This is a genomic window from Chitinophaga sp. CF418 (assembly GCF_900142925.1).
Taxonomy (GTDB): Bacteria; Bacteroidota; Bacteroidia; order Chitinophagales; family Chitinophagaceae; genus Chitinophaga.
On the sequence record NZ_FRCN01000007.1, the window covers coordinates 242,598 to 268,799 of the forward strand.

The 26,202-nt window shown below is 44.2% G+C and carries 21 protein-coding genes; 8 read left to right on the plus strand and 13 right to left on the minus strand.

All coding sequences use genetic code 11. From position 1 onward, the window contains the following. Positions 1-287 precede the first annotated feature (287 nt). From F3I09_RS17120 to F3I09_RS34775, 3 genes are all read right to left on the minus strand, one after another. Positions 288-3,146, minus strand: coding sequence for a M1 family aminopeptidase (locus F3I09_RS17120; RefSeq protein WP_149696253.1), 2,859 nt, complete (start codon positions 3,144-3,146; stop codon positions 288-290). Between the two features lie 73 nt (positions 3,147-3,219). Then, positions 3,220-4,362, minus strand: coding sequence for an AraC family transcriptional regulator (locus F3I09_RS17125; protein WP_149696254.1), 1,143 nt, complete (start codon positions 4,360-4,362; stop codon positions 3,220-3,222). Between the two features lie 49 nt (positions 4,363-4,411). Continuing rightward, a complete protein-coding gene (locus F3I09_RS34775) occupies positions 4,412-4,531 on the minus strand; it encodes a hypothetical protein (RefSeq protein ID WP_370512662.1) in 120 nt (39 codons plus the stop codon). A gap of 271 nt (positions 4,532-4,802) precedes the next feature. Between F3I09_RS34775 and F3I09_RS17130 the strand changes: the two genes are divergently transcribed. Further along, on the plus strand, positions 4,803-5,627 hold the full coding sequence (locus F3I09_RS17130) for an AraC family transcriptional regulator (protein ID WP_149696255.1): 825 nt from the start codon (positions 4,803-4,805) through the stop codon (positions 5,625-5,627). A gap of 59 nt (positions 5,628-5,686) precedes the next feature. Next, positions 5,687-7,135 (plus strand): nitrilase-related carbon-nitrogen hydrolase, encoded by a 1,449-nt coding sequence (locus F3I09_RS17135; protein ID WP_149696256.1) that lies wholly within the window; start codon positions 5,687-5,689, stop codon positions 7,133-7,135. 89 nt (positions 7,136-7,224) lie between these two features. Here the strand turns inward: F3I09_RS17135 and F3I09_RS17140 are convergent, their stop codons facing one another. Both F3I09_RS17140 and F3I09_RS17145 read right to left on the minus strand, forming a co-directional pair. Then, on the minus strand, positions 7,225-8,079 hold the full coding sequence (locus F3I09_RS17140; protein ID WP_149696257.1) for an NAD(P)-dependent oxidoreductase: 855 nt from the start codon (positions 8,077-8,079) through the stop codon (positions 7,225-7,227). A gap of 18 nt (positions 8,080-8,097) precedes the next feature. Then, positions 8,098-8,859 carry an SDR family oxidoreductase gene (locus tag F3I09_RS17145; RefSeq protein ID WP_149696258.1) on the minus strand — a complete coding sequence of 254 codons (762 nt, stop codon included), beginning with the start codon at positions 8,857-8,859 and terminating at the stop codon, positions 8,098-8,100. A gap of 142 nt (positions 8,860-9,001) precedes the next feature. On the opposite strand from F3I09_RS17145, the gene F3I09_RS17150 reads away from it, so the two are divergent. Then, positions 9,002-9,403 (plus strand): helix-turn-helix domain-containing protein, encoded by a 402-nt coding sequence (locus F3I09_RS17150; protein ID WP_149696259.1) that lies wholly within the window; start codon positions 9,002-9,004, stop codon positions 9,401-9,403. 161 nt (positions 9,404-9,564) lie between these two features. Here the strand turns inward: F3I09_RS17150 and F3I09_RS17155 are convergent, their stop codons facing one another. Next, the gene (locus F3I09_RS17155; RefSeq protein ID WP_149696260.1) at positions 9,565-10,779 is read right to left on the minus strand and encodes a M57 family metalloprotease; all 1,215 of its coding nucleotides are present in this window, start codon (positions 10,777-10,779) and stop codon (positions 9,565-9,567) included. Between the two features lie 190 nt (positions 10,780-10,969). Next, positions 10,970-12,166: a metallophosphoesterase gene (locus F3I09_RS17160; protein WP_149696261.1), complete on the minus strand. Its 1,197-nt coding sequence runs from the start codon at positions 12,164-12,166 to the stop codon at positions 10,970-10,972. 245 nt (positions 12,167-12,411) lie between these two features. On the opposite strand from F3I09_RS17160, the gene F3I09_RS17165 reads away from it, so the two are divergent. Together F3I09_RS17165 and F3I09_RS17170 are read left to right on the plus strand one after the other, a co-directional pair. Beyond that, positions 12,412-13,941: a DHA2 family efflux MFS transporter permease subunit gene (locus F3I09_RS17165; protein ID WP_149696262.1), complete on the plus strand. Its 1,530-nt coding sequence runs from the start codon at positions 12,412-12,414 to the stop codon at positions 13,939-13,941. A 98-nt stretch (positions 13,942-14,039) separates the two neighbouring features. Further along, the gene (locus F3I09_RS17170; RefSeq protein WP_149696263.1) at positions 14,040-14,333 is read left to right on the plus strand and encodes a hypothetical protein; all 294 of its coding nucleotides are present in this window, start codon (positions 14,040-14,042) and stop codon (positions 14,331-14,333) included. A 334-nt stretch (positions 14,334-14,667) separates the two neighbouring features. On the opposite strand, the gene F3I09_RS17180 is transcribed toward F3I09_RS17170, so the two are convergent. The 6 genes from F3I09_RS17180 to F3I09_RS17205 form a co-directional block, all read right to left on the minus strand. Next, entirely contained in the window at positions 14,668-15,726 is a 1,059-nt protein-coding gene (locus F3I09_RS17180) for a hypothetical protein (RefSeq protein WP_149696264.1), read from the minus strand. Between the two features lie 242 nt (positions 15,727-15,968). Beyond that, positions 15,969-17,039, minus strand: coding sequence for a serine hydrolase (locus F3I09_RS17185; protein WP_149696265.1), 1,071 nt, complete (start codon positions 17,037-17,039; stop codon positions 15,969-15,971). A 209-nt stretch (positions 17,040-17,248) separates the two neighbouring features. Next, a complete protein-coding gene (locus F3I09_RS17190) occupies positions 17,249-18,871 on the minus strand; it encodes a RagB/SusD family nutrient uptake outer membrane protein (RefSeq protein ID WP_149696266.1) in 1,623 nt (540 codons plus the stop codon). Positions 18,872-18,882: 11 nt separating this feature from the next. After that, positions 18,883-22,206 (minus strand): TonB-dependent receptor, encoded by a 3,324-nt coding sequence (locus F3I09_RS17195; protein WP_149696267.1) that lies wholly within the window; start codon positions 22,204-22,206, stop codon positions 18,883-18,885. Positions 22,207-22,272: 66 nt separating this feature from the next. Next, positions 22,273-23,427: a FecR family protein gene (locus F3I09_RS17200; RefSeq protein WP_149696268.1), complete on the minus strand. Its 1,155-nt coding sequence runs from the start codon at positions 23,425-23,427 to the stop codon at positions 22,273-22,275. Positions 23,428-23,497: 70 nt separating this feature from the next. Further along, entirely contained in the window at positions 23,498-24,088 is a 591-nt protein-coding gene (locus tag F3I09_RS17205) for an RNA polymerase sigma factor (RefSeq protein ID WP_188133844.1), read from the minus strand. A gap of 474 nt (positions 24,089-24,562) precedes the next feature. Here F3I09_RS17205 and F3I09_RS34095 point away from each other — a divergent pair, with 474 nt between their 5' ends. Genes F3I09_RS34095 through F3I09_RS17215 form a run of 3 tightly spaced genes read left to right on the plus strand, consistent with a single transcriptional unit; the run spans position 24,563 to position 26,132 of the window. After that, positions 24,563-24,727 carry a hypothetical protein gene (locus tag F3I09_RS34095; RefSeq protein WP_188133845.1) on the plus strand — a complete coding sequence of 55 codons (165 nt, stop codon included), beginning with the start codon at positions 24,563-24,565 and terminating at the stop codon, positions 24,725-24,727. A gap of 59 nt (positions 24,728-24,786) precedes the next feature. Beyond that, positions 24,787-25,728 carry a hypothetical protein gene (locus tag F3I09_RS17210; protein ID WP_149696270.1) on the plus strand — a complete coding sequence of 314 codons (942 nt, stop codon included), beginning with the start codon at positions 24,787-24,789 and terminating at the stop codon, positions 25,726-25,728. Then, positions 25,725-26,132 carry a MauE/DoxX family redox-associated membrane protein gene (locus F3I09_RS17215; protein WP_149696271.1) on the plus strand — a complete coding sequence of 136 codons (408 nt, stop codon included), beginning with the start codon at positions 25,725-25,727 and terminating at the stop codon, positions 26,130-26,132. The genes F3I09_RS17210 and F3I09_RS17215 overlap by 4 nt, the downstream gene beginning before the upstream one ends. Positions 26,133-26,202: the final 70 nt, after the last annotated feature.

A 26,202-nucleotide genomic window follows, 5' to 3' on the forward strand; every position in this document is an offset into this window, starting at 1 on the left:
AGCTATACGGATGAATAAGTACGCATAAATAGAGATTTCTTATATGGGCTAGCGGTTATTGATGTCAGTCTGTATGAAAAAGCATTAAAAATGGGAATTCCCATTATTAATATCGGATAATTCAAGATAATGGCTGAACGAAAAGAGCTCCCGTATCTGGGGTGGGACAGACAACAGGAAGGTTAAGTCTTCTCATAAGGAAGATACGTATTTTTGGCCGAAAAATACATTATCTTTTTAAACACTACTATCCGACCATGTTACGTGTGCCGGGATAAGCGTTGGCTTTAGCCTACCTGTATGTAGAAATGATCTTCATCTACCTCAAAATCATCTTCTCTCATTTGCTTTAAGGTGATTACCTGCCAGTCGGTTGTTGGATAAAGGAAGCCAAACCGGCCGGGGGCAAGTGTTACTTTTACAGGCATCTTAAACCCGGACACGCCTGCCTGCCAGCGGTATGTCAGTTGTAGATTACTCCCTTTTTCTTTGAAGGATATTTCCAGCTTCGGCAGGTTGGTGTATTTCAGATACTGGTCAAAGAACCACGTGTAATCCCTTCCCGTGCGTAGAGAGATATAGTTTACCAATTCATCGGAGGATAGTGTCTGATAACGGAAATGCTGCTGTATATCCTTTAAGAGCGTAAACCACAGGGTATCGTTATCCAGCATAGAGCGGAACGTATTTAACATCAGGCTTCCTTTGGTATACATATCGCCAATCTCATAGTGGATGTGATTTACATTGTACACGCCCACTATAGGCTCCCGGTTATTTACCCCATCTTTCTGCTCATTCAGATACGCTACGCCCAGGACTTTACCGTCGCGACATTCCATCATAAGACTTTCTGCATAGGTGGCAAATGCCTCGTGTATCCACATATCAGCAATATCTTTACAGCTGAGCGCATTCCCCCACCATTCGTGCGCAGATTCATGCCAGAGCAATGGAGTATAGTCCAGGCGCATGCCCTCTTTGATCTTTCCTATGCATACACCGCTCTGATGCTCCATAGGGTAGGGGCTTTCCAGCAGTGTGAAACCATCACGTGGGAAGGGATATTTCCCGAAATGTTGTTCAAAACAAGTCAACATTGGCTTTACCTGCGCAAACATAATCCTGGCGCGTTCCAAATTATAGGGCATCACATAATAGTCCAGTGTCAATGTATCATGGCCGCTGATATAGTCGTCTTTGAAATGAGCGTATTTACCTATACAAAAGGTAGCGTTATAGTTATTGATTGGGTAAGTTACCAGCCATTCATACCGGGTTTTGTTGGCACCTGCCGGCATTTTTCGTTGCAAACGACCATTGGATATCTCGGTGAAGCCGTTTGGTATGGTGATCCAGATACGCATGCTGTCGGGTTCATCAGACAAGTGATCTTTGTTGGGCCACCATAGGCTGGCCCCGGAGCCCTGACATACTACCTGTACCCAGGGGTTGCCTTCCTCGTCCTTGTCCCATAGTACACCCCCGTGCATAGGGATCTTAAGGTCAGGCACCTGCGGTACGCCATCGTAATACACAGTTATCGTTTCTTCACTGCCGGCAGCCAATGTGACCGGGAACCGGACAAATACGGCATCATCCTCCCGGATAAACGATAGTGGCTGGTCTCCATACAGGATCTTTTCGAGGCGCATATTGGCGTACAGGTCTATCTGCATCAGGTTGAACGGGGTCACTACTTTAAAACGGATCTTGTTACTGCCGGCTATGGAACGGGCCTCCAGGTTGATGTCCACATCCAGATGATAAAAACTGACATCATAACACGTACGAAGCGGCGATAACATGCCGCGTAGCGTATCTGCCCGGGTAAAACCGTTCTGACGATTAGACACATGTGTCACTTTACCTGAGGGGTGGACGGCTTCCTTCTTAGGTTTTACTGTATCCTGCAGTACAGGCAGCAGGATGTTATAATTTCCCCAGAAAGCGGGATCATAGTCATTCCCTATCTCATTGTTCATGGATGATTTGTTGTTACTAACACCCGTAGCAAAGCGCTGTAAACTATCCTTGTTCACATCGGTGACCAGCAGATAAAAATCACCGGTGAATGGAATATCCTTCATTCCCCGTTTGCTGCTGTTCAACACCAAATCCCAGTGACGCTGTACGGTATTCAGGTAGGTTTTATTACCGTATTTCTTGTAGGTGATTACCATGGAGATCTTTGTAAAATCGAAGGAAGCCTTTACGATCTTAGACATGAGCGTATAGCTGATACCACCTTTCTGATGGCGGTTCAGATAGTCAATTCCGGATGGGATTGTCGCCAGCTCACATCTTACCAATGCCATGGCAGCTTCGTCAATATATAGCTTTGCCTGTACCAGTGCTTTGCGGCTATCTTCTTTGGGTTGCAGGCTTAGCACCAGCAGATTGCGGTCGCCTTCGCGGATAGTTTCCTTATAGTCACAGGTGTAATTGTGGAAATTGCGTTCATTCAGTATATTATTCTTTGCGTCAAGGTATTTCAGTAAGTCTTCGTTCAGGGAGGAGTAAGCCGTATTCATAACATTACCGATCCAGTTATACAACTGCGGGTCTTTACTCCAATCCACCTTCTTTTTACGGCCTTTGATAATGCGGATCTGGTCTTTGCGATCCCGACCGGTCTGATATGTTTTGTAGATATCCAGCACTGATTCATTGAAATTGACCGTATCTGCCGCCAGACGGATATTTTCCCTGTAAAAGGCCGTCAGTCTCACATCGGCTGTATCATAGTTATCCGGTATACTGCTGATCATCTTCCTCAGGATACCGAAGCCGTCGCGGACATTTACCGATACTGCCGGGAGCAGGTAAACAGAAGGCTCCATACGGAGGTCCATATCCTGTAAGTTGGCTTGAGGCAGGGGCATGGTAATAGTCTTATAACCGATGCAGGAAATCAGGAGCGTGTCCTGCCAGAATTTTTCCGCTATTTTAAAAATGAACTCCCCCGCTGTATTGGCGACGGTACCAATGCTGCCATTTTCCAACTGGATATTGGCATAAATAACTGGTTGATGACTACCGGCATCGGTTATCCTGCCGGAGAGTGTTATGAATTTTTCCTGGGCAACAGCCTGGTTGCCGGCCAGCACCAACAATAGTACACAAAGGCGCAAGTAATGTTTCATCTACTTTTTTCTGGTAAAGCAAGCCATTTCAGGCTGTTATATCTACTCAAATCCGGAATTGAATAACATTTCCCTATTCATTTTCCGGTTTTGGCTGCTTTTCCAGGTACCGGTTCATATATTCTCTTGGCGACATACCGGTATGGTTCCGGAAGGCACGTTGGAAAGTTGCCTGCGAGTTAAAGCCGGCGTCGAAAGCCATGGCCAGAATAGTCATATTATCCTGCTGGAGCTGCCGGATATTTTGCTTAAATGCCTCCACCCGGTATCCGTTCACAAATTCATTGAAACTTTTTTGCAGGTGTTGGTTCAGTACCAATGAAATGGTTTTCTGGGGCAAGCCGGTATGTTTGGATAACATGGCGAGGTTAAGCTCAGGATCCAGGTACAGATGGTCCTGTTCCATTGCTTTCTTCAGTAATGGCTCAGCTTCCTCTACTAACCTGACAGATGGAGGCGTCACCACTTTCCGTGTAGCCGGAGCTTCCTCCGGAGCCATCAGATAACCTTTTATTCCCAGACAGTAGATCAGGACTACCAGGGGAATATATACCGGGTACCAGTCCACCGTATTCAGCACCTTATCAGTTAGTGAGGGTATTACATAGGGCACCAGGTAGATAAACCATATAATCTGGAAAACGAGGAAAAGACGGATAAACTGACGCATCCATTGGTAGTGGGGATTCTTCTCCGTGCTTACCTCAGCGAGGTACCTGGCCGATAGCCAAAGATATACTGTAATAGAGCCCCAGCGGGGAATGTCGGCATAAACATTATAGTCGTCAATAAAACGCCCCCAGGAAGTGGGTGCCGGTACTGAGAAGTCTAACAAGGCACCTGTAAAATATATTACAATGCTGAGCTGGGGACCGCAATCAATTATCGCCGGTAAAAAATGTATCCCCTGCTTCCGGGTGATCCTGAAGGAGGGATCTATGGTGCTTTTAACATAGAAATACAACAGTGGGCCAACGGGCATAATAATAACCAGCGGAATGAGATTGCCCAACAGGTTCAGGATGGGATTGTTGGTGAACCAGGGTGATTCAAAGAGGTATAGGTTAAGGCAAGCCAGCGCGATGAATAGTATGAGCGTACCCAGTAGGCGGTTGGGGCGTGACCGCTTCTTTGAGAAGAAGAGAAGCATGCTCATAATAGCGCCTTGTAGAAAGCCCAACAGGATGAGGATGTGAAAAAATTCAGCAAAGGTCATAACCGCGGATTTGGGGTTTAAAGATAAGTGTTAAAACCCACCTATCATTTCATTTCCGATTCTTTGGTTTGATATTGCCAAAGTATAAAACATTTGGTGCATCCGAACGTGCAACGGCGATATCGGGCGTTCCGTCTTCATTGAAATCGCCAATTGCAAAAGCATGCACAGTGCCCTTTGAATCACCCAAACGAAATTGGTTTAAAAGACAATGGTAAAACCAGGAGAAACTTTTCTTAAATAGCCTTTAAGCAAATTATAAAGTCTGCCAACTACCGGACTGAAAAACATCGTATTAGCCGCCAATGCTGACAATCCGTTTTATTTATAGTGAATAAATTTGTAAGGCGACTGTGGTAATAAAGTCTCTATGTACCCTGCTTGAATTGTACATGATAAAGCGTTATATTTAAGGAGGCCAACACCTACGCCAGAAAATCATGTTTGAGTACCAACAATACCAGCCGTCAGAACAGTTAGCAGACTACATAGAATGCTACTGGATATTACGTGCGGAAGCAGGGTTTCTTAATTCGCCAGATGCCCTGGTTCCCGGCGGCCGGATTGAAATGATCTTCAATTTTGCCAATCCTGTAAACTGGTTGATTACTGAAAATAATCCCGGAGGAATCAGTTTCGCCGGACCAATTTTCATGGGACAACGTAACAAGGTCTTTTATGCTACAGGGACAGGCAAAGCCAATATGTTGGGATTACGGTTTAAGCCGGGAGGACTTGCGGCTTTTACCAATATGCCGGTATCCGGGCTGTTAAATGCTGTTATTCCTGCAGCGCTTATCTTAGGAGCACAGATCAACAACTGGGAAGCGCTTTTGTATGAGCAGCAGGATACCAATGCCATGTTGCGTATGCTGGATGCATTGATGATAAAGGCACTAAAAGTTGTGCCCCGGGACAATCTGTTAATAAACACTGCGATAGCCGCGCTCCGTAACGGCAATGAAGATACTTCTATTGCGGCTATCTGTCATCAGACCGGCTATAGCTACAAGAAACTGGAACGGGTTTTTATCAGGAATACCGGTTATACGCCTAAATACTATCATAAGATCTTACGCTTCAATAAGGCCATGAGACTGATATATACAACAGATGCACTGACCAGCATTTCTTATACATGTAACTACTTTGATCAGGCCCATTTTATCAGGGATTTCCGGCAGTTCACCGGTACCACCCCTGGTCAGTTCAAAAGGGGAGATAACAAAATTGCTTCCATTCTGATAAAACACCAATCTGTCTAAAATATACAATTCCGGTTGGACAGCGCTTCATACCTTCATGTTTATTTAAACATTGCAACATGTCTGTATTACAGCCAGTATCCAAACCCTTCATTGGTATCAGTGTCCTTTTTTCTGCCATTTGCTGGTATTTCGCCTTTAGTCTTTCTGGAAATTTTGGATATCTTTTATGGGTAGCGCCTATCCCTGTGTTATATTGTTCGTTATTTTTAAAAAAGAAATGGGCTTTTCTTATAGCCTTTGCCAGCTATCTATTGGGACGTTTGAGCTGGCTGCCTTACTTACTAAGCGTGCTGCCTGTACCACTGGCTATCCTGTTTACTGTTTTATTGCCACTGATATTTGCATTGATTGTGATAGCTGCCAGGAAGATTATCCTTCGCTTTTCACATTGGTCTGTTGTATTTGCTTTCCCTGTGTTATTCACCTCGTTTGAATATATATCGTTCCTTTTCTCAAAAGATGGTACTGCCGGCAGTATTGCCTACACTCAGTGCAATTATCTGCCTGTTATACAGATTGCTTCAATAGCCGGCATAGAAGCAATTACCTTCCTGGTGACATTCGTTCCTTCAGCAATCGTTTTAATCTACTTCAATTATATAAGGCAGCGCTCTGTAAAGCCGTTGTTATTTATCACGATTGGTATTGTATGTATAACAATGGTATTTGGCGCATGGAGGCTCAGGGATCATGTGACGGGAAAAGAATCGGCTGTACGCATAGGAATGGCGACTATCGACGAAAAAGCGCATCATAGTACCTATACGACAAACACCGAAAAACAACTGCACCTGGCAGATCTTTATCTGCATGAAGTATCGGTATTGGCAAGACAAGGTGCGCAGGTTATCTTAATGCCTGAAAAAATATTCAGATGCAATGAAGCTGAGCGTTCCGGTTTCCTGCAAAGGTTTAAAGACACTGCCCTGGCGTACCACGTATATATCATTGCCTGTGTTGACCAAAAGAAAAACGATTATTATGAAAACCGGGCGTGGGTGATTTCAGATGAGGGACGGTTAGTCGCTGACTATCAGAAAGTGCATCTGTTCGAAGGAGAAGTCCTGGATTCTGTCAGGCCTGGAAAGCAAATGGGTCTGTTTAACCGGGGCGGCTCTGAAGAGGGTGTAGCTATTTGCAAAGACATGGATTTTCAGCAGTACATCCTGGGCTACGGAAAGTCGGAGAGGCGTATTTTATATGTTCCCGCCTGGGATTTTGTCCGCGACGGATGGTTGCATTCCCGCATGGCTATTATCCGTAGCGTGGAAGGTGGTTACAGTATGGCCAGGAATGCCCGTCAGGGAAGACTGACGATTAATGATTACCGGGGAAAAGTATTATTTGAAGCTAATAGTGATGAAGGAGCGCCCGTGAGGCTATTAGCTACTGTTGCCCCTCAGCATTATAAAACTGTTTATAGTGTGTTGGGAGACTGGTTTGGTATGTTAAATGTTGTAGCAGCTGTGGCCTGGATGATTGCATTGATGATGAACAGGAAATGATGTCCGGCAGTGTGATGTGCGCAGAAGTCAAAGAGATTTTTTATACAAAATGACACAGCCTGTTATTGGCTGTGTCATTTTGCCTGATACTACCTCAGTACCTTCATTATCGCTGCCAGCCTCTCTTCTCCATATCCCGCCGCCCTGGCCTTATTAAAAAGTTCCAGCGCAAATACCGGGAAAGGCGACTGAATGTTGCTCTCTGCCGCCTGGCGCATCATCAGCTCAAAACTAAGCGCACATAGCTCCAGCGAACTTTGAGGAGAGGTATAATGCTCCTGCTGTATATCATCTGCTGTGCTTTTCACCATCTGTCCCAATACGGGAGATATATCAGATATCATATTACCCAGGGCCGCAACCTGCAGACCTTCAGCTTCTATTATGCGCGCTCCGTGAAAGAACCCGAACATCATCCCGAACATACTGGAAAGTGCGGCAAGGTCCCATGCAGCCGCGGCTCCCGGTGCGTCTCCCATATATAGGAGCGTGCCTGCAAGTATCTTTAAAACCGCTTCGCTGCGCTCAAAGGCCTTTCCCGCACCCGAAAGGAAAATCGGGGTGGACGGCTGCCCCATTTGCGAAGGCGTTGCCAGTATTGCACCATCCAGATATGAGGCTCCCCGCGATTGCATCATGACAGCCATCTCGCGTGCATCCTGCGGAGTGCCTGTGCTTAACTGAACGATCGTCTTACCCTGAATGTCCACATCCCGGAGGATTTCAGTAGTGGCCGCATAATCCAGCACACAGATAATCACCAGCGGACTGGCGAGAACCGCTGCATGAATATCATCAGTGTAATTGGCGCCATCCTTAATAAGCCGCTCAGCTTTCGCTGCTGTCCTGTTCCAAACAGTAACCGCCAGCTTTTCCTGCACCAGTAAATGAGCCAGTACTGATCCCATAGCGCCCAGCCCTATAATAGATACTTTTTCCTGCATATTGATCGTTTTAAATGATTAAGAAGGAAGTGTAAGGCGGTGGGACAGCCCACCGTCTACGGTTAACTCTGCAGCAGTAGTAAAAGTAGCTTCAAAACCAAGGAATAGCACTGCGTTGGCCACTTCCTCCATTCTCCCATGCCTCTTCATCGGAGTAATGGCATTGCCCAGCGCTTCAAATTGCGCCAGCTCTGCTGCGCTTACACCAGATACGCCCATGGTTGGCGTACTTATAAAGCCAGGACTGACCGCATTCACCCGTATACCTCTCGGTGCCAGTTCTGCAGCCAGTACCTTCATAAAAGCACTGACAGCCGCTTTGGCGCCGGAATAAGTCCCCATACCGGCATATCCTGAGGTATTTGCAATAGATGTTGTGAAAACAATAGCGCCTCCATCTTTCACCAATGGGCTTAGTTGCTGCGCTGTAAAGAATGCGCCCTTAGTATTGATGTCAAAGGTCTTGTCATAACTTTCTTCTGTCACAGCGGCGGTTAATTCAAGCAAAGAGAACCCGACGTTGATATGCACCAGGTCCACCTGGCCGGCATGTGCTTTCACATATGCAGCCAGTGCCTGGATATCTGCCATACTCGTAGCGTCGGACCGTAATGCCACAGCTTCTTTGCCGAGTGCCTCCTGTGCAACGGCTACCCGCTGTTCATTACTACCGGTTACTATCACCTCCGCTCCCGCAGATAATAACATTTGCGCCGTTGCAAAGCCCATTCCGTGCGTGCCTCCGGTGATCAACACTTTTTTCCCCTGATAATTTTTCATTATTTAAGATTTTAATGCAAAGAGACATTTTTCACGAAGGGCTACCAATACGGGAAATTATTTGCGGGTATGGAAAATTTTTTCCATACCTCCCTGGTTCAGAACATAGGTGTAACTTTGTACCAGTTAAAAACGACCGGTTATGTACGAGAAAAAAATGCCAAAAGAGTTTAACTGTGGTATTTCCATTATCATGGAGATCATCGGTGGTAAATGGAAATCTTATCTCATCTTTCTGATCAGCAATGGTATACGGAGGCCCAACGAGCTGCATAAAAAAGTGCCCTCAGCCACGCGCCGCGTGCTAAATCTTCAGTTACGGGAGCTGGAATTTCATGGTATTGTAAAGCGGGTGATCTATCCCGAACTACCTCCGCATGTGGAATATTACCTGACGGAGTTCGGTGAATCTTTACTACCGGTGATAGGGGAGATGGATAAATGGGGTAGCCGGCATCTGGATAATTTCAGAATATTGATGGAACAAAAGAAGGAGCACCTGACAGACCCGGCGTTCATGAGTATAGACTCCATCGCAGGATGAACTGCTGGAACCAATAAGTATATTTATAGCCGCCTTAAAGGGCATAAAACAAAAACGCCGGAGATTATTATTATCTCCGGCGTTTTTGTTTTATGCCCGGGAGCGTTACACTTGTTTTTTTGAGCTCCTGCTCCCGGTGTTGAGATTAGTTCTCTAATATCTTATTGGAGGTCAGGTCCGGTAGGGTATGCAGCCAATTCTGCAGCAGAAGCGGTCACCACAGCAGATGTACTGAAATGATATTTGGTAAATGCAGTCCCGGATATATACCGCTTTAGGGTGTTTGTTCCCACCGCAAAATAACGTTTTCCTGTAGCAGCGTCTAACATCAGCTTAGTACCAGAAGTTATCGGATCGCCAAAGGTGTAGGAAAAGAATGCAAAAGTAGGTGGAAAGAATTCCCTTACTACATTGTAAGGATTTCCAAAAACACCTGAATATGTTGCAAAATCCTGAATATGGCGCAATTTACCTTCCATGTAGATGTAGATCGCTCCGGATGCAGTATCCCGCACAAAACTGCCTTCCGCCATGCCGTATAAATAATTTAGTGCGTAAATATCCTGAGTGGTAAATGTTCTGTCTGTTCCAAAAGCCAAACATGAAGACATCCAGCTGGAAGCATCTGAAGAAGATGTATTCGGAATACTGAAACCGCCACTGGTCATTACGTCAATTGACGTAGATGTTCCGCAATTCTTGCCATCAGCTAAATCAGTATGACGGAATCCAATACAATGACCAAGTTCATGTTGTATCACAGATGCGAGGTAATTTACATCAGGATTGCTTCCCAGCGCGGCCGCGTTTGTGTTCAATTTTATCGATGTATACTGGTATCCTCCGGATGGAAATCCAGAAATTGCCCGGCTCGCATTAGGATCGTTAATTGTCGTAATTTTTAAAACCCCGCCCGGAATTTGGTCCCAATAAGTGTTAGGGTATACAGAGAATGACATATGCCTGCGGAGTAGTACTGAATTAAATCGATAAATGGCAGTATTCAAAGCATCAGTATATACTGCTGGAAGTGCGGGGTCTATCGCAATCACTATGAATGACGAATTGACCTGCCCCCATAAAGTTACCGGTAATGGTACCATACTCATGCCATCGATATACTGTTCGGTATGTACTTCACCGGGGGTAATAATCTTGCCATTAAGCTCCGATTCCTTTAGCAGGATATCTCCTTCAACTAAATATCCATCTTCCCATTTTTTAACGCCTGTAGTATTGAAGCCTTTGGCTTTAATCTTACTGATTATGTCGGCGGATACTTCGTTCTGTTCACCAGAGGGGGCTTCTTCTTTGCGGCAGGAAACAAACATGAGCATGCTGGAAAGCAACATGCTTCCAATAAATAGAGATTTCATTCTGAAATTTTAAATGTTAAAAAATAAGTATGAGGATGCGGGTATACGTATTACACTTTTAGTCAAAAAGGAATAGGATAAAATTGCTGGTTGGCTTTAATGTGAAGCAAATATACGATTTTATTATAATAAAAGAGGTCAAATCTCCTCTTCCGGTCAGTTATAAGTCCCATAATTGTTTTAGCGCATGTTATGCCAGCTGATTAAATCTGTCGCGCTTCAGCGTAAGTACTGTTATTTCAGGCCATATGCCAATTCTGCCTCTTAATCCATGGAAACCAAAACCCCTGTTTACGTACAGGTATTTACCTCCCTGTTTGTAAAGGCCGGCCCATTGTTTGTAGAAATACTTTATCGGGCTCCATTTGAAACCAAACAGTTCGATGCCAAACTGCATACCGTGCGTATGTCCGGCTAATGTAAGATGTACATGTTGTTCATGGTCTACAGTTACTTCATCCCAGTGGGACGGGTCATGGGACATCAGTATTTTAAAGGAGTTGTCAGTTAATTTTGATGTTGCTTTTTTCAAGTCGCCATATTGATGAAAACCACCTTTTCCCCAGTTCTCAACACCGATGAGGGCAACGCTTTCCCCTTGCTTGTTTATTTCCACCGCTTCATTAAGCAACAGTTTAAAGCCTGTTTCAACATGAACTTCCTTTAAACGGTTAAGATTAGCTTCCTTAGCCGCGTTACTTTCCCACCGGATGTAATCGCCATAGTCGTGATTGCCCAAAACAGAATATTTTCCATAAGGCGCTTTCAGTTTTGTAAACATAGGAATCCATTGGTCCATCTCCGAAGCCATGTTGTTGACAAGATCGCCCGTAAATAGCAATAAATCGCTGTTTTGTGAATTTACGAGATCAAGTCCTTTTTGTACACTTTTGGCATCACTAAAGCTTCCGGAATGTACGTCGGATATTTGTGTAATGGTGAAGCCGTCAAACGCCTCGGGGAGGTCGGGGAAATAGATAGTTTCCTTTTTTATCCTGTAAAAATGCTTGCCGCGTGTTACGCCAAAAATGATGATTAGAAAAATCAGGCCTGCCAGTGCAAGTGTTGCCTCACTTATATATAAGCTTCGTGGTGGAAAGCCCCGGAACAAACGGAAGACGTCTTCGGCTGACAAAATCACCGAAGAGAATACTTTGGGAATGAAAATCAATAGCATAGCCGTCAAAAGCAGGGAAAGAAGACGCTGTACCTGATTACCTGCTCTGAGTATAAATACCGTCGATATTATTCCGGCAACCAATAAAATATCAATAACCCAATAGCTCAGATGGAGCGCCGGATTTTGAGTAATTGTAACGACAGCCTGATAGAAATAAATATCCCCCAGCAGAAAAAGTGATAATATTAAGAGGAACCTTTTAGCCATATAGATAAATAACATGTTTCAATCAGTAGACGAACGACAAACGGAAATATTTTAGCTGATTTGAATAAAGGCTAAAGTTTCTCCTATTTATGGCACTTTGCCCGTTATCACAATACAAATGGATCTTCTTCAGGGGCCGGCTGGCTAATGCGGCCTGTCTGGTGGTAGTGGTAAAAGGGCTTTTGAAATTATAGCCGGGGACGTTACCTTCGCAAGGTAAATAAAAATCCCATCCCTGGAATCCTATGGAGCAAGTACCTTCTTTAGTCGAATATGGCTTTCGCCGGGCGTTTATAACTCTTATTGCTATTATCTGCTCCTTACTATCGGTGATAGGTATGTCAGGTGCAGCTGTGGCTTTTTCGGACATAAGAGGGAACTTCGGAGTGTCTCTTGACGAGGTAAGCTGGGTTATTACTGCTTATTCTCTTGCCAATATAATCATAATACCTTCCAGTAGCTGGCTTTCCCGGCAGTTTGGCAGAAGGAATTACTTCGCCATAGCAGTCATGCTGTTCACGGTTTGTTCTTTTTTCTGCGGTAATGCTACCGGCATCCGCGAACTGATAATTTTCCGGTTTTTGCAGGGACTTGGCGGTGGCGGTATGCTGGTGTTGTCACATACTATTATTACCGAAAGCTGGCCGCTCAAAAAACGCGCGACCTCACAGGCGTTTTTTATACTAGGCATGCTTGCGGGTGCAGCGTTGGCGCCACCCTTCGGAGGTTATATCGTGGACAATTATTCCTGGCCGTATATCTTCTTTGCCAACATTCCGGTAGGTATTATTGTCTGCCTGCTGATATTGACCTGTGTGAGAAACGGATCTTACGAAAAGAAGGAAGACTGGCTGGATACTATGATGCTGACCATTGGAACGTCTTCCCTGTATCTTGTTCTGGCAAGAGGACAGCAGGAAGATTGGTTCAATAGCCTGTTCATCATATTCTTGTCTCAGGTGGGCTTAACAGGAGTTATTCTTTTCGCCTGGAGGCAACTCAGATCTACATCTCCGGGACAGACAGGATTCTTGTGGAATGTCAACCTGCGTGCAGGCCTGATATTATCTTTCATTGCGGCTTTTGGTGTAGCGGGTTCCTCCATCATAATGGCATCATCGCCGGGATTTGGTATAGAACTGCCAGTAAATCCACTGTGGCTTACTATCCGGGTTCTCATCGTGATGCTCCCGGCTGCTGCTGTCCTCATGGAGAAAGGCAGGATCCAGAAGTACGTGATCGCAACAGGTATGCTGCTTTTCGCCGTTTATAGCTATATGTTATACCGGACCGCATCCGGAGATGTGAGCCCCGTTTACATGTTCTGGCTAATAATGATCCGTAGCCTTGCTGTCGCTCTGCTATCTGTGTCGGTAAGTACACTGGCGCTCTCAAAGCTGGAAGGAAAACAGATAGGTCAGGGAGTAGCGCTTTATAACGTTATGCGACAACTGGGTGGAGCTGTGGGTATAGCACTGTTTTCCATCTATGCAGACCGGCAGGCAGCATTGAGAAGAATGGACGTCGCAAACCAGCTGAAACAAATTAGCCCCGGGGTAAAGCAGCGCTTGTCTGACTTGATGGCTGCAAAGGGCGTAGATTCCAGCATGATAAATGACAAGGCATATGCTCTCATGCATGCTAATGCCTTGAAGCCCGCAACGGCCTATTCTCCCGATCTTTTCATTCTGTTTGTGGGGATTGTTTGCCTGGTATGTATTCCTTTTGTGCTGTACTTCGTTAAGAACTGGACAGAAAAGGATGACGATCGGTAATTTTGACGCCATACGGTGGTCATTGAGGTTCTCGATACAAAATGTACGGCATGGTATTCTAGTAAAAAGGGCTTAACTTTTAGCTTAAATTTTCAACTATGATTTTAGTACATGACATTTTCGTCTGTAAACCTGGCAATGCCTCCAAACTGGCAAAGCTGTTCAAAGAAGTGATGGCTGATGAAAAGGAATTTGTCAATATCCTCACAGATATGACCGGTCAGTATAACAGGGTCATAATGGTGAGCAAATACGATGATCTTACCGCTTATGACAAGAGCTGGGAAGAGTTAAGCAAGAATGAAGAAAAGATGAAAAAAATGAAAGAAAAGATGGAAGGTTACCACGATATGTATTTGACCGGTTCAAGGGAAATATACAAGGTCTGGTGATTTAGGAGGCACGTTTTAAACCTAGTGAAATATTGCGCTTTCCCGGGAGCTGGAAGCGGCATGAGATCGTTTTTCCAATGTACCGGCTGCATAATAAAGTTAATCTCCCTTATAATAATTTAAGTTGGCTGTATACCTGCTTTTGTTGCATTGTAAACCGGTGAGAGTGTGAAAGGAATAAACGCTTCTCCCGATGAAATATTTATGACGGCAGCCAACATTTATGCGAAGAAATACTCCTTCTAATACAAGGGATTGGCGTGCAGTAAGATGTTCTGAACAAGGACAAATCTTTCACCTTCGCAATTCAGGCGAACTTTCAAATGATAAAAGTTCAGGAGCCTGGATCCATTTTCTGAAGTATTATACTCATCGAATCTGTTCCGAGGGATCCCCGAAGCATCAGCCTACCAGCGTCTGCAGGGATTATTATTCCGTTGAAAACGGGCTTATCTCCGGGTGTGTACCAACTAATCTTAAGGTGATCGTTATCTTTTGTATATTTTCCGTACCATCTTCTTTGCTGTGCGTTAAATTCGAATACACAGCTATTTCTGATGTCGAAATAGACGATCGTAAGCGCGCTGTCAGCACAATTAACCCTGTCAAGATCCTGTTGATCTACTCTCAGGTGTCTGACCTTATATTTTCCGGTGAGTTGGGGATATTTATTCGGCCCATCATGCATAGCGATGAATAGCAGCGGTATATAGATGATGGAGAGCCGGATTGCCATTTTCAGGAGCTTAGGAAGATGCATGACGGGCAGGTTACTTTTGGCAACGAAGAAGAACTCCTTTAGACGATCGAATTCGATGAACAGGAAATACAAGACGCCAGACATCATTATGGAGGCATGAACGACGACACTGTCGCCGATCTGATAAAAGATATCCATCAATAAGATGTTAGCGAGGATAGGTAGAAGTACAAAGACGCCAACCAGCCTTGTTCTGTGAAAGAGCAACAGCATAGCGCCTACGATTTGGAGCCCGCCTATGATACAACCGAACAGATAAGAATGGCTGTAAAAAGTCCAGAACAATTGGGGTGGGGTCAAACTGCGATATGGAAGATCGAGCTGATATAAAGGCATCACAAGCTGTTGATGACAGATCTTTGACCACCCGAACTCCGCCAGGTCAAATGCCACGCCATAGCGAATAAGACCTTGCCAGAATGCAAGAGTGGTCGGCTTGTTTGTCTTACGGGCCTGCCATATAAAAACGTAAATAATAGCGGCAATGACCAGTAGGAGGGGGATTATTGAAAGTTGTCTGATCGGCAGCCATGTTCTCAGGTACGTGGCACAAAAGCGAAATGTGGATTCTCCGATTACCAAACCTGCAATCACATAGGTAATCAGCTTCTTAACAAAGGGAATTTTGTACATGTGGCATTGATTGGATAACGGCAAATATTTCAAATCAGGCTATGAAAATAAGTTATCCATAAGAACAAACCGCAAACAATTCAAAAATTTTATGAGTGGCAGGTATTATCATACCGTCGAATTGATCGTGTATGACTATTATGATGAACCTGCGTTTTCGAAGTTCAGTATCCCTGCGAGCAACTGACGCTGTGCAAAGTTTGGACACAGATTAGTGAAAAGGATACATTATCTGCAATGGTTTACTTTTTTGCAGCAATTAACTTGTCCAAAAGCTTTAAGTATAAATCAGTGGGAGTTTGCCTGCCGTATTCATATTTTGTTTTAAATGCGACTACCATGTCAAGTTTGGGCAAAACAGTTATAAATTGTCCGTAGGCGCCTGTTGCAGAATAGGCACCTTCATAAAAATCTTTATTATAAGGTGTGTCCCATATCCACCATAAATAACCATATCCAAAATGAAAATAAGCTGTTTTTTCTTCCACAGCCTTTTGGTAAGGAGTGACTACGGAGGTGGTTAATTTAACCCAATCAGCGGGAATTATTTGTTGGTCTTTCCACTTTCCGTTCCTGAGCATTAAATAGCCTATTCTTGCCATATCTCTTGTTGAGAACCACATATGATAAGCCAGGTATTTTGATCTTGTTGTGTCACCGGTTTTGCGTTGCTCGTTCATATTCCAATCCTGCATTTGCAATGGCCTGGCAAGTATTGAATCGATCAGCTGATAAATAGTTCTCCCCGTTTGTTGTTCCAGAATGTACCCGGCAACATTGAAGTCCCAATTGTTGTATAGCCAGAAACTTCCAGGTTGAATACTGCCCCTTTTCGGAGCCATTGCAGAGGCGTCGCCCTCATTACTTGCAGGATGATAAACACCTGAGCGTGCAGTTAGTAAATCCTTAACAGTCGCTTTTTTTTCTATCGGCAGTAGGCCACCAACGTCATCAACGTGTAATTGTTCCATTGTGGCTGAAAGATCTATTTTCTTATTTGCCACAAAAGGCCCATACAGCATGGAAAGTAGACTTTTTCTGCATGATGCCAGATAGCTGGTCTCCTTTATATCGCCATAATCAAATAAAATTTTTCCGGATTGTATTACCATCATGCCTGTCGCATTGGTGCTGTCTATAATAAAACGTTTAAGGTTGTTTAGGTAGTCTTTGTTCCACCCTTCTTTGGATGCATCATGTGTGAATTGCCAGACGCTGTCAGGATAAGTAGAATTGCCATTTGTGGTTGTGTTGGATTGTTGACAAAAGGCCCAATATGGTAAAAGAAGAATTATTAATAGAAGTTTGCGCATGTTGTATCAATTCTTGTATGAGCATTGAAATCAAGATATGAAATTCTTTCGGATATGTGTATGAAACATTTTCGAATAAAGATGAGATATAAGCTCGATATTCCTTTCGTTCGTTTCCATGTGAGGATGAGGAAGTTATGGAAATGAGAAGATGTATATAGAACATAAAACCCGCTACTGTAGCGGGTTTTATGTTCTATGTGGTGTTATTACCATTTAGGATTCTGCTTCATTGCAGGATTACCATTGATTTCTACCAGTGGAATAGGCCAGAGGTAATCGCGTTCAGGATCGAATATTCTGTTTTCCACAATTACCGGCTGGTTTGTGTTGGGATTGATAGCACCCATTGCCGGCCCCTTCAACACTTCTTCTCCTATCTTCCAACGGCGTATATCGAACAGGCGGGTGCCTTCAAATGCCAGTTCTACTTTTCTTTCCCGGCGGTATAACTCGCGCATTTTTTCCTGCGTATTATACACTACAGTATTTACATTAGGCATGCCTGCCCTGTTGCGGATCTTGTTGAGATACAGTAGTACATCCGGATTTTGCCAGTCGCCTGATTCTACCAGTGCTTCCACATAACTCAGTAATATTTCAGCGTAGCGGGTGATCGTAAAGTTTAATGTACCAGCATTATTGCGGGACACATCTTTGGCATCGAGGTATTTCTTTACCCAGAAACCAGTTTGTGTAGATTGTGTTGTCCCGATCTGGTCCACAGATCCTGCAGTGAAGGGGTCCAGCAGACGGTTTACGAACGTTTGTCCCGGGAAAAGAACACTTGCCGCCAGCCTCGGATCTCTGTTATTTTTGTACAAGGGATTTCTCCAGTAATAGGCCAGGCTGTCGGCTCCCAGCTCCTGCAATGTTTTACCCTGCAATGTTTCGTAAGTATTTACCATGGCAGCTGTCGGACCGTTACAGGATTGCCCGGACAAGCTTTTCGGCGCCAGTCTGAAAAATGCACCAGCGTTACCGGTACGCCGGAAAAGAATACGTTCCTTGTTTTCCAGTGCATCATAGGTGAATAATTGCGCATAACTGTTAACTCCGGCGGTGGTACTGTAGTGTAAATCATATACTCCGAGGTTAATAAGTTTCCTGGCATATTCGATCACCTTTGCATAATTTTTTATGCTGAGAAATAATTGTACCTGCATGGCATAACAGGCTCCTTTTGAAATGCGGTAAGCATCACTGGTAGGATAGGATGCAGGTAGTATTTCCGCGGCAGTATCTAATTCGGCAGCAATGAAATTTACTACTTCCTCCTGCGTATTGCGTGGCACAGACGCGCCTTCTTCCGGGGCCAGGCTTTTACTCACAATAGGTATAGGGCCAAAGAAAAGAAACAGGTTAAGGTGTGCCCTTGCCCTCAGCGCCCTTGCCTCTGCAGCACGTTGTTCTTTCACTACCGCGTTTTCCATGTAGACACGTGAGTAGTTTTCCAATATGCGGGAAGCATTACGTATGTCTTTATAATTCTGACGATAAGTATCGGAAAGGTAACCATCTGTTGCTGTAACTGCCCCCAGCGGATAACTGTTCCAGCTACCGAAATTGGCCCGGAATACTGATTCGTCTGTAATGCCGCTCATATGCATGCGACAGTTGGCCTGGTAGGAGGAAGAAGTGATCAGGGCGCCAGGCGACATCTGATTAAGATAGATTACTTCCAGGTAATTGAATAGGTCGGACTCCAGCCGCCACCATTTTTCATCGGTGGTGGCAGTAGGATTGTCCCTGTTGAGGTAATCTTTGGAACAGCCCCAAAGCAGGACTAACACCAGCAGAGAGATAAATATTTTTTTATGAATAGATTTCATAAGCCCGTTTTTTAGAATTTAAGGTTAAGACCGAAAGTGTATGTCTTCAGCAATGGCACTGTATTCTGATCACCGCCACTTTCCGGATCAAACAATTTTACTTTTGAGAAGGTGAATGCATTTTGTGCGTTGAAGTACACACGCAGCATTTTAGCCCTTATTTTTCTGGCTAAAGGTGCAGGCAGCGTATAACCCAGTTGTATATAACGAAGACGCATGTATCTGCCGTTTACACGCCAGAAATCAGAGAAGTTGGCGTTGGTGCCTGGTGTGGGTGTCAGCCGCGGACGTGAGGCGCCTGTGTTCTGTGGTGTCCAGTAATCCATCTGCGATTTTTGTGGAGTGCCGCTTTCGCCACCAATATTCAATGGTATGGCAAAGTTGCCCCTGTAAAATAAAGGGGCGCCGGATTCTCCTGATAACAAGGTCTGGAAGTCTATATTTTTAAAATTGAAACCAATGTTGAAGAAGAAGATATCGGTAGGCGCTGTATTGCCCAGTGGCACCCGGTCGAGATTGTTGATGATGGTATCTCCATTGGCATTTTTAAAGTGAACATCACCTGCTGCCTGACCACTCATTTTAAGAATCTTGGTATTGTCAATATCAGCCTGCTGCAGTAATCCCTGCGTGGCATAACCATAGTACTCTCCTAATGCACCACCCTCATACATGATGGTATTGCCGCTGATGATTGGCTGACCATTGCCGGTAAGCCGTGTGATCTGGCTTTTGTTTTTGCTGTAACCTATGCCCGCGTCAAAGATGAAGTTATTGGCAAATGATTTATGGTAAGATATCTTGATCTCCTGTCCGCGGTTCCTCACGCTACCTACGTTAACAGGGGCTCCATTGTTGCCGGTGCCAATACCTGTACCAGACGTATAGTTAGGCTGTGGTGTGATGATCATGTCGCTAGTCAGTTTGTTATACCATTCAGCAGTGATACTGATACCTGCTTTGAAATGTATGTCTGTACCGACATTCAGTTCTTTTACTTTTTCCCAGCTCAGGTTGGGGTTGCCAATTACGGTTTCCGCACCATTATTTGCGTCGATGGTTGTTTGGTAGAGATATGGGTCTACGTTATTATTACCCAGCACGCCCCAGGAGCCTCTGAACTTCCAGGCGTCAATGAACTTAACATTGAAAAAACTTTCTTTGTCAATATTCCAGCCTGCAGCAACGGAAGGAAACACGCCCCATTTTTTACCATCGCCAAACAGGGAAGAACCGTCGCGGCGCAAGCCGGCTTCAAGCAGGTAGCGGTCATCGTAGGTATAAAATGCTTTTGCAAATATGGAACGCAGTGCCACGTCTTTCCATGAGTCATAAGTGCGTAATTCCTGTGTATAACCTGCGATAGCATTTACATTGTGTTTGCCAAAATCGTGGTTATAGTCAAGGTTACCCCCAAAGTACAGATAGCTTTCTCTGGCTGTGAGCGTAGCGGTTTTAACCGTCGGATAGTTTATGCCGGCAGTGCGATTGGTATAGTAGTCAAAGAAGATATAAGATTCCTGGTCTGCCTTGTCTATACCGGAAGCTACGCGGTAGCTGGCTTGTCCTTTCAGGCTCAACCCTGGCAGGATATTCCATTGCGGGCGTATGTTGAGTAAAGCCTCATCTCGTATTTTACTCATGGTACCACCTTTTTCCAGCATAGCTACAGGGTTCCAGCTTTCGCCATAAGTGCCATAGTAAGTGTAACCAGGATTATCCGCTTTCCCCGGATACTTTGAAATGATATTTGGTGGTATGGTGTAGATACGCCGGTAGAGATCGGTGGTTAATCTATTAGTGGCATAGGGTTGATTTTGCACATTGCGTGAAGCAAAAAGGTCCATATAAATGAAGAAGTTCTTCATCAGGTCTACTGTAGTATTGGCACGTACAGTAGTACGACTGTAATCGGAGTTTTTCAAATGCCCTTGCTGCCATGTTTGGTTGACGGAGAGGGAGAACCGTGCTGCGGTATTACCACCGGATACCAGGATGGAATGTTGCTGTATTGGAATGGCATTGCGTAATACCAGATCGGGCCAGTTGGTGTTAGGGTATTTAACCGGATCGCTGCCGTTTCGCGTCATGAGTATGGTGGAGTCGCTGTAGATTGGATTTCCGCCGGAATTTTTCATTGCTTCATTGTTCATTTCCATCCAGGTAGCCGCATCTACGAAGTCGGGCATGTATTGAGGCCGTTGCATACCATAGTATCCGTTGTACTCAATATTGGGCACCCCGGCAACGCCACGTTTGGTGGTGATGATAATTACTCCATTGGCAGCCCTGGCGCCATACATAGAAGCCGAAGCAGCATCTTTCAATACTGTTATGCTTTCAACGGTATTAGGGTCCAGGTTATTCATGTCAAATGGTATACCATCCACCAGCACCAGTGGTGCCGCATTCAGGAGTGTGCCTACACCACGTATCCGGATGTCTGCCTGATCACTACCTACCAGCCCGGTGGATTGAGACACCACAATACCAGTAGCGCTGCCCTGAAGTGCCTGGGAGAGTTGCACAACGGGTTTGTTTTTCACATTCTCCATATTGACTATGCTAACAGAGCTGGCTATATTTTTTACTTTCTGTGTACCGAAGCCCGTTACTACCACCTGGTCTAAGGTTTTAAGATCTTCTCTCAGGGAGATGATCAGGTTTGCCTGCTCCTCGTTTACGATATATTCCTGTGGCTTATAACCGATCATAGAGATCACCAGTGTGCTGCCTTTGGGTACAGGTAGTTCAAAAACTCCGTCCTTATCTGTAGTGACCCCTTTGTTGGCGTCTTTTACTTTAATGGTTACACCCACCAGGGGGCCGGGAGGATCTTTGGCCTCCAGGACACGTCCCAGCACTCTGAGCGGCTTTTTCTGCTTAGGAGGTTCCGCGGCAAGGTTGTTTTTGACAAGCTCCTTTTTCTTTACCACCACCGTTTTGTCGATGATACTATAGCTCAGCGGCTGGTCTTTGAAACACAGATCCAGTGCTTGTTTTAGTGAAACATCTTTTACCTGTAACGATACAGGCGTAATATTAACCAGCTCTTTTTCTTCATACACAATATATACGCCAGCCTGTTTAGCAATTTTTTTCAGCACTGGTTTAAGCTGTTCATTTTTAGCAGTAATGGTGATGTTCTGGGAAACGCCGCTTACATAGATGTTCATCAATGCCAGCAGTAAGAGGATAGGAGTAATGCGCATCATCCTGGATGATTTTGTACGTTTTTCATGGCCGTGTTTATCAGCAACCGATTGCCGATTATGGCGTGGCAATGTCCTGGGCTCCGCTGTACGCGGTGCTCCGGTGAAGTAATGTGGATGCATAGATTAGTGGAATTTAGTGATGGGCTATAGTTGATTTTACATTGGGTGCCGGGTGATTTTGGTTGTTTAGGAATGAACGGAGAACACAGTGAGTTTTCTGTTTTCAAGTTTGCACTCAACTCCGTAAAGGTCCAGTATTTTCAATACGTCCTGGAGATCCATATCTCTGCCTATCTGGCCCCCGAATTTCTTAACGGCAACCTCGTTTGCCGGAGCCTCGATGGCGATCTCTATATCATACCATCGTGCCAGTTGTCGCAGGAAAGTTGGCAAGTCGGTATTTTCCAGTTCAAATTTTCCATTGCGCCAGGCCAGTACATTTTCCAGGTTGGCAGCTTGTACGTCCATTTTTCCGGTGGCTGGGTTCAGTGTTGATTGTTGTCCGGGTTGTAGTATGGCAGATGTGCCTCCCTGTAATACTTTTACCGCTCCTTCTATCAGGGTAGTGTTCACCACCTGTTCGTCGTTGTAGGCCATAATGTCGAAACTGGTTCCCAATACCCGTACTTCCATTTCACCTACTTTTACAATGAACGGCTGCTTGGCGTTAGGTGCAATTTCAAAGTATGCTTGTCCGTTCAGTATTACTGTTCGATTGTCCTTAAAGTTTAATGGATATTTAAGAGATGATGCTGCATTGAGCCATGCACGGCTGCCATCGGGAAAGCTTACCTGGAACATGCCACCGCGGGGCGTCGTAAGCTCATTAAATGCATTGGCTTCATTGCCCGGGCTCTCATACTGCAACTCACCCTGGTTTTGCTGAATAGCCATGGTACCGGTTTTAATTACCTGACTACCAGTATCGGTTAACGTTACTTTAGAGCCATCTGCAAGTGTCAACACTGCTTTATTGCCGCCAGGCTTTATTGTAGATGTAACCGCAGCCATGGGCTTTGACTGCTGTTTTCGCAGCAGTGGGTAAGCTATAGCTGCCAGGACGAGCACGGCTGCTGCGAGCCACCGGTATTTTCGGTAATGGCGTAACACGGGTGTTTTCCTGGCATCAACCCGCTGCTGGATCTTCTCCCACATGCGCCTGGAAGTGTCCTGCGGCAAACGGCTTCCCAGCTGCAGATTTTCCTGAAAAATGTCTGCCGCCTGCTCCCGGAGTTCCGTAGCATCTGTAGATTCCAGGTATGATCGCAGCCATTGTTCATCTTCCGCACTGCGGTGCGGCGACGACAGGATCTCTTTTAATCTTTGTTGATCGCTTTTCAAATGCCAGGAGGTCTTTATTTATATAATACAACTGGTAATAATAAAAGGGGGGGTAGAAGAGGGGATTTTTTTAAAGAATTTGCGTCAGCAAGAAAAGAAGCAGGGTAGTATCATGACTCACATGCTTACGTACATACTCCCTTAAGGTATACATCACCTCTCCCAGGTATTCCTTTACGGTATACCTCGAAATACCCATCAGCTGCGAGGTCTCTTCATATGTGCGGCCTTCCATCTTACAAAGCTGAAATACACGTCTTTTTTGCGGGGATAACTGGCCGATGGCAGTTTCCAGTAATTTCCACTGTTTTTCAACAGTCAGGAAATCATTATCGATAATAGGCTGTAGGGTAGCTTCCGCCGCTTTGCTTTTTTCACGCAACTGCTTTTTGAGATGATTAATTGCACGGTTAAATGTAATGGTAAAAAGCCAGGGACCTAATGGCCTGGATATATCAATCTCTTTGCGTTTCTCCCAGAGTGTAATAAATGTCTCCTGGATAATATCTTCCGTTTCCGAAGAGGAATGAAGTATCTGGAAAGTTTTACGGTACAGCGCATGATGGTATTTATCATACAGCGCTTTAAAGGCTGCCTGATCGCCGGCGGACAATCCTCTCAGGAGTCCCGTTTCATCGTGGAAGTCTGGTGAGTTAATCAATAACTGGAATTCAGGATAATGAATTATCCAAAATATCAAAAAGATAGCAAACAACCTGATAGTGAATTGATAAAAACTGATAGTAGATTGTACGAACTGCACAAGGAAAGTAATCTGGTGATATTAACATAAAGAAAAAGGGAGCTGAGTATTTGAGTTACAAACCTTCATGATGCAAGTGGTGAAATTTTAAGCCAGATAGTGTTGATTATTGATAAGTTGTTCGCAATGCTGCCTTTGTATACAATGGAAAGATTATAATGGGTGATAATGGCAAAGACAAGAGTGATATAGGATCGCAGTATGTAGATTATCTGTAGTTGCCTGCGGTTTTTCTGTATACCATATGTAGATGTGGTATTAAAAAAAATCTTATTACTAATATTGTAAAATCAAAAAGTATTTCTTAGCTTCACTTACATAACCCTGTAGTATTCACTATTATAAATTTTTTTTTAACCCAAAAAGAAAGCCATGAAAAAATTAGCTTTTCTGTTGCTGGTGCTCATTGTTGGCACTACTGTAGCTATTGCCGTTAAGGCAAATCAATCTAAAGCAATTGCATACTGCCATTGCGAGCCAGATCTGAAATGTAATTCTACCGGCGCATGGGGCATTAAAGTACAGATCTGTCCCTGAGGAAATTGCTATTCCATTAAATTTAAAAGGTTTAAGGCTGCCCTTGCAGCCTTATCTTTATGAAAAGAGATCTACTGATACTATCAGCGCTATTATGCTGCGCTATCATCATTACATATATCCTTGCCAAAGAAGCCGAACCCGATAGAATATCTACAAACTACAAAAGGAATTATGACAGATTCACGTTACAACCCATAGATACTGTTTTGTTTCCCGGAAGAGTAAGTGTCATGAAAGCTGCTCAGGGTAATATCTATGGATATGTATATAGCAAAAAAACTATCTTCAGATACAATACTGATCTACATAAGATAGATTCATTCTATAGTAGCAATGGAATAGTCACACGACTGGAAATTGATACGAATACCTTCTATATTTTTGATGATGGGGAAAACAACGTTACTGCCTATGGGCCAGGAAAAGGCAACGCCTATTATCTGAAAACAATCTTCGATTCCAGTAAAAAGATCACACAGCTAAAACTGAGGAAATTTAGCACGCCCACAGTGGATAGTACTATATACGAATTTCCGCGTTTTGAAGACGGCGGACTTTCTGCAGATGGTTTTTACATCAGCAATCATCATCATCAATATTATATCTCCTTTTATAACTCAGGAATTATACAATATGATGAGAAACATAAGAGTACTAAACTGATACATACTATTGATCGTACCCCTCCTTCTAATATCGCTGTGCCAACGGGTAATATATATACACGGTCGAGTAAATCTGTGATTGTCAATTCCACTGCTACAGCCGATGAAGAGCATCTGTATGTGCTTTCTTATGTATTATCTCAGGATGCTGTGAAAAGCAACTACAGAGGACCGGTGGTAGATGTATATAATATTCAAAGCGGGTTGTATGAAAGTAGTTTCAGATTTCCGGGCTATCAGGGTAAACCGGTACTGCAATTATCTAAATCCGCAGATACGCTGGTTGCTGCTTATGAAAATAACATTCTTCTTTTTAAGCTGACAAACAAATGAAAAAGCATATCATTACTGGCATTGTGATCCTCATCTCAATGTTGTTTACTTATGCGGCTATTTTCAAAGCCATGGATTACCCCCTCTTCCTATCAGACATGAGTAAATCGCCATTGCTTGTTAAATATGATAAAAACCTGCTGGCGCCCGTGGTATTAGGTACCGAGTTTTTGATAGTTGTATTACTGAACTTTCCTGTGACAAGGAAAACTGGTTTCTTTTTATCCTTTTTTGTAATGGCGATCTTCAGTCTTTATTTGTCTACCCTTTATTTCTTTTTTACTAATATTCCCTGCTCGTGTGGAGGTATCCTTGGGAAAATGCCCTATCCTGTACATATTGTTTTTAATATCTGCTTTACGTTATTATCCGGAACAGGTGTATTACTCAGCAATAGGTCATAGCAGTATTAAGTGGTTAGAAAAAATTGTGATGAAAATATTGTTTCGTAATAGGAGTATCCATGACTTAAAT

Coding starts and splice junctions, on each gene's coding strand:
- F3I09_RS17150 (WP_149696259.1), top strand. CDS start 9,002: ATGTACGAGAAAAAAATGCCAAAAGAGTTTAACTGTGGTATTTCCATT.
- F3I09_RS17120 (WP_149696253.1), bottom strand. CDS start 3,146: ATGAAACATTACTTGCGCCTTTGTGTACTATTGTTGGTGCTGGCCGGC.
- F3I09_RS17165 (WP_149696262.1), top strand. CDS start 12,412: ATGGAGCAAGTACCTTCTTTAGTCGAATATGGCTTTCGCCGGGCGTTT.
- F3I09_RS17210 (WP_149696270.1), top strand. CDS start 24,787: ATGAAAAGAGATCTACTGATACTATCAGCGCTATTATGCTGCGCTATC.
- F3I09_RS17180 (WP_149696264.1), bottom strand. CDS start 15,726: ATGTACAAAATTCCCTTTGTTAAGAAGCTGATTACCTATGTGATTGCA.
- F3I09_RS34095 (WP_188133845.1), top strand. CDS start 24,563: ATGAAAAAATTAGCTTTTCTGTTGCTGGTGCTCATTGTTGGCACTACT.
- F3I09_RS17185 (WP_149696265.1), bottom strand. CDS start 17,039: ATGCGCAAACTTCTATTAATAATTCTTCTTTTACCATATTGGGCCTTT.
- F3I09_RS17195 (WP_149696267.1), bottom strand. CDS start 22,206: ATGCATCCACATTACTTCACCGGAGCACCGCGTACAGCGGAGCCCAGG.
- F3I09_RS17140 (WP_149696257.1), bottom strand. CDS start 8,079: ATGCAGGAAAAAGTATCTATTATAGGGCTGGGCGCTATGGGATCAGTA.
- F3I09_RS17215 (WP_149696271.1), top strand. CDS start 25,725: ATGAAAAAGCATATCATTACTGGCATTGTGATCCTCATCTCAATGTTG.
- F3I09_RS17145 (WP_149696258.1), bottom strand. CDS start 8,859: ATGAAAAATTATCAGGGGAAAAAAGTGTTGATCACCGGAGGCACGCAC.
- F3I09_RS17190 (WP_149696266.1), bottom strand. CDS start 18,871: ATGAAATCTATTCATAAAAAAATATTTATCTCTCTGCTGGTGTTAGTC.
- F3I09_RS17125 (WP_149696254.1), bottom strand. CDS start 4,362: ATGACCTTTGCTGAATTTTTTCACATCCTCATCCTGTTGGGCTTTCTA.
- F3I09_RS17135 (WP_149696256.1), top strand. CDS start 5,687: ATGTCTGTATTACAGCCAGTATCCAAACCCTTCATTGGTATCAGTGTC.
- F3I09_RS17155 (WP_149696260.1), bottom strand. CDS start 10,779: ATGAAATCTCTATTTATTGGAAGCATGTTGCTTTCCAGCATGCTCATG.
- F3I09_RS17170 (WP_149696263.1), top strand. CDS start 14,040: ATGATTTTAGTACATGACATTTTCGTCTGTAAACCTGGCAATGCCTCC.
- F3I09_RS17130 (WP_149696255.1), top strand. CDS start 4,803: ATGTTTGAGTACCAACAATACCAGCCGTCAGAACAGTTAGCAGACTAC.
- F3I09_RS17160 (WP_149696261.1), bottom strand. CDS start 12,166: ATGGCTAAAAGGTTCCTCTTAATATTATCACTTTTTCTGCTGGGGGAT.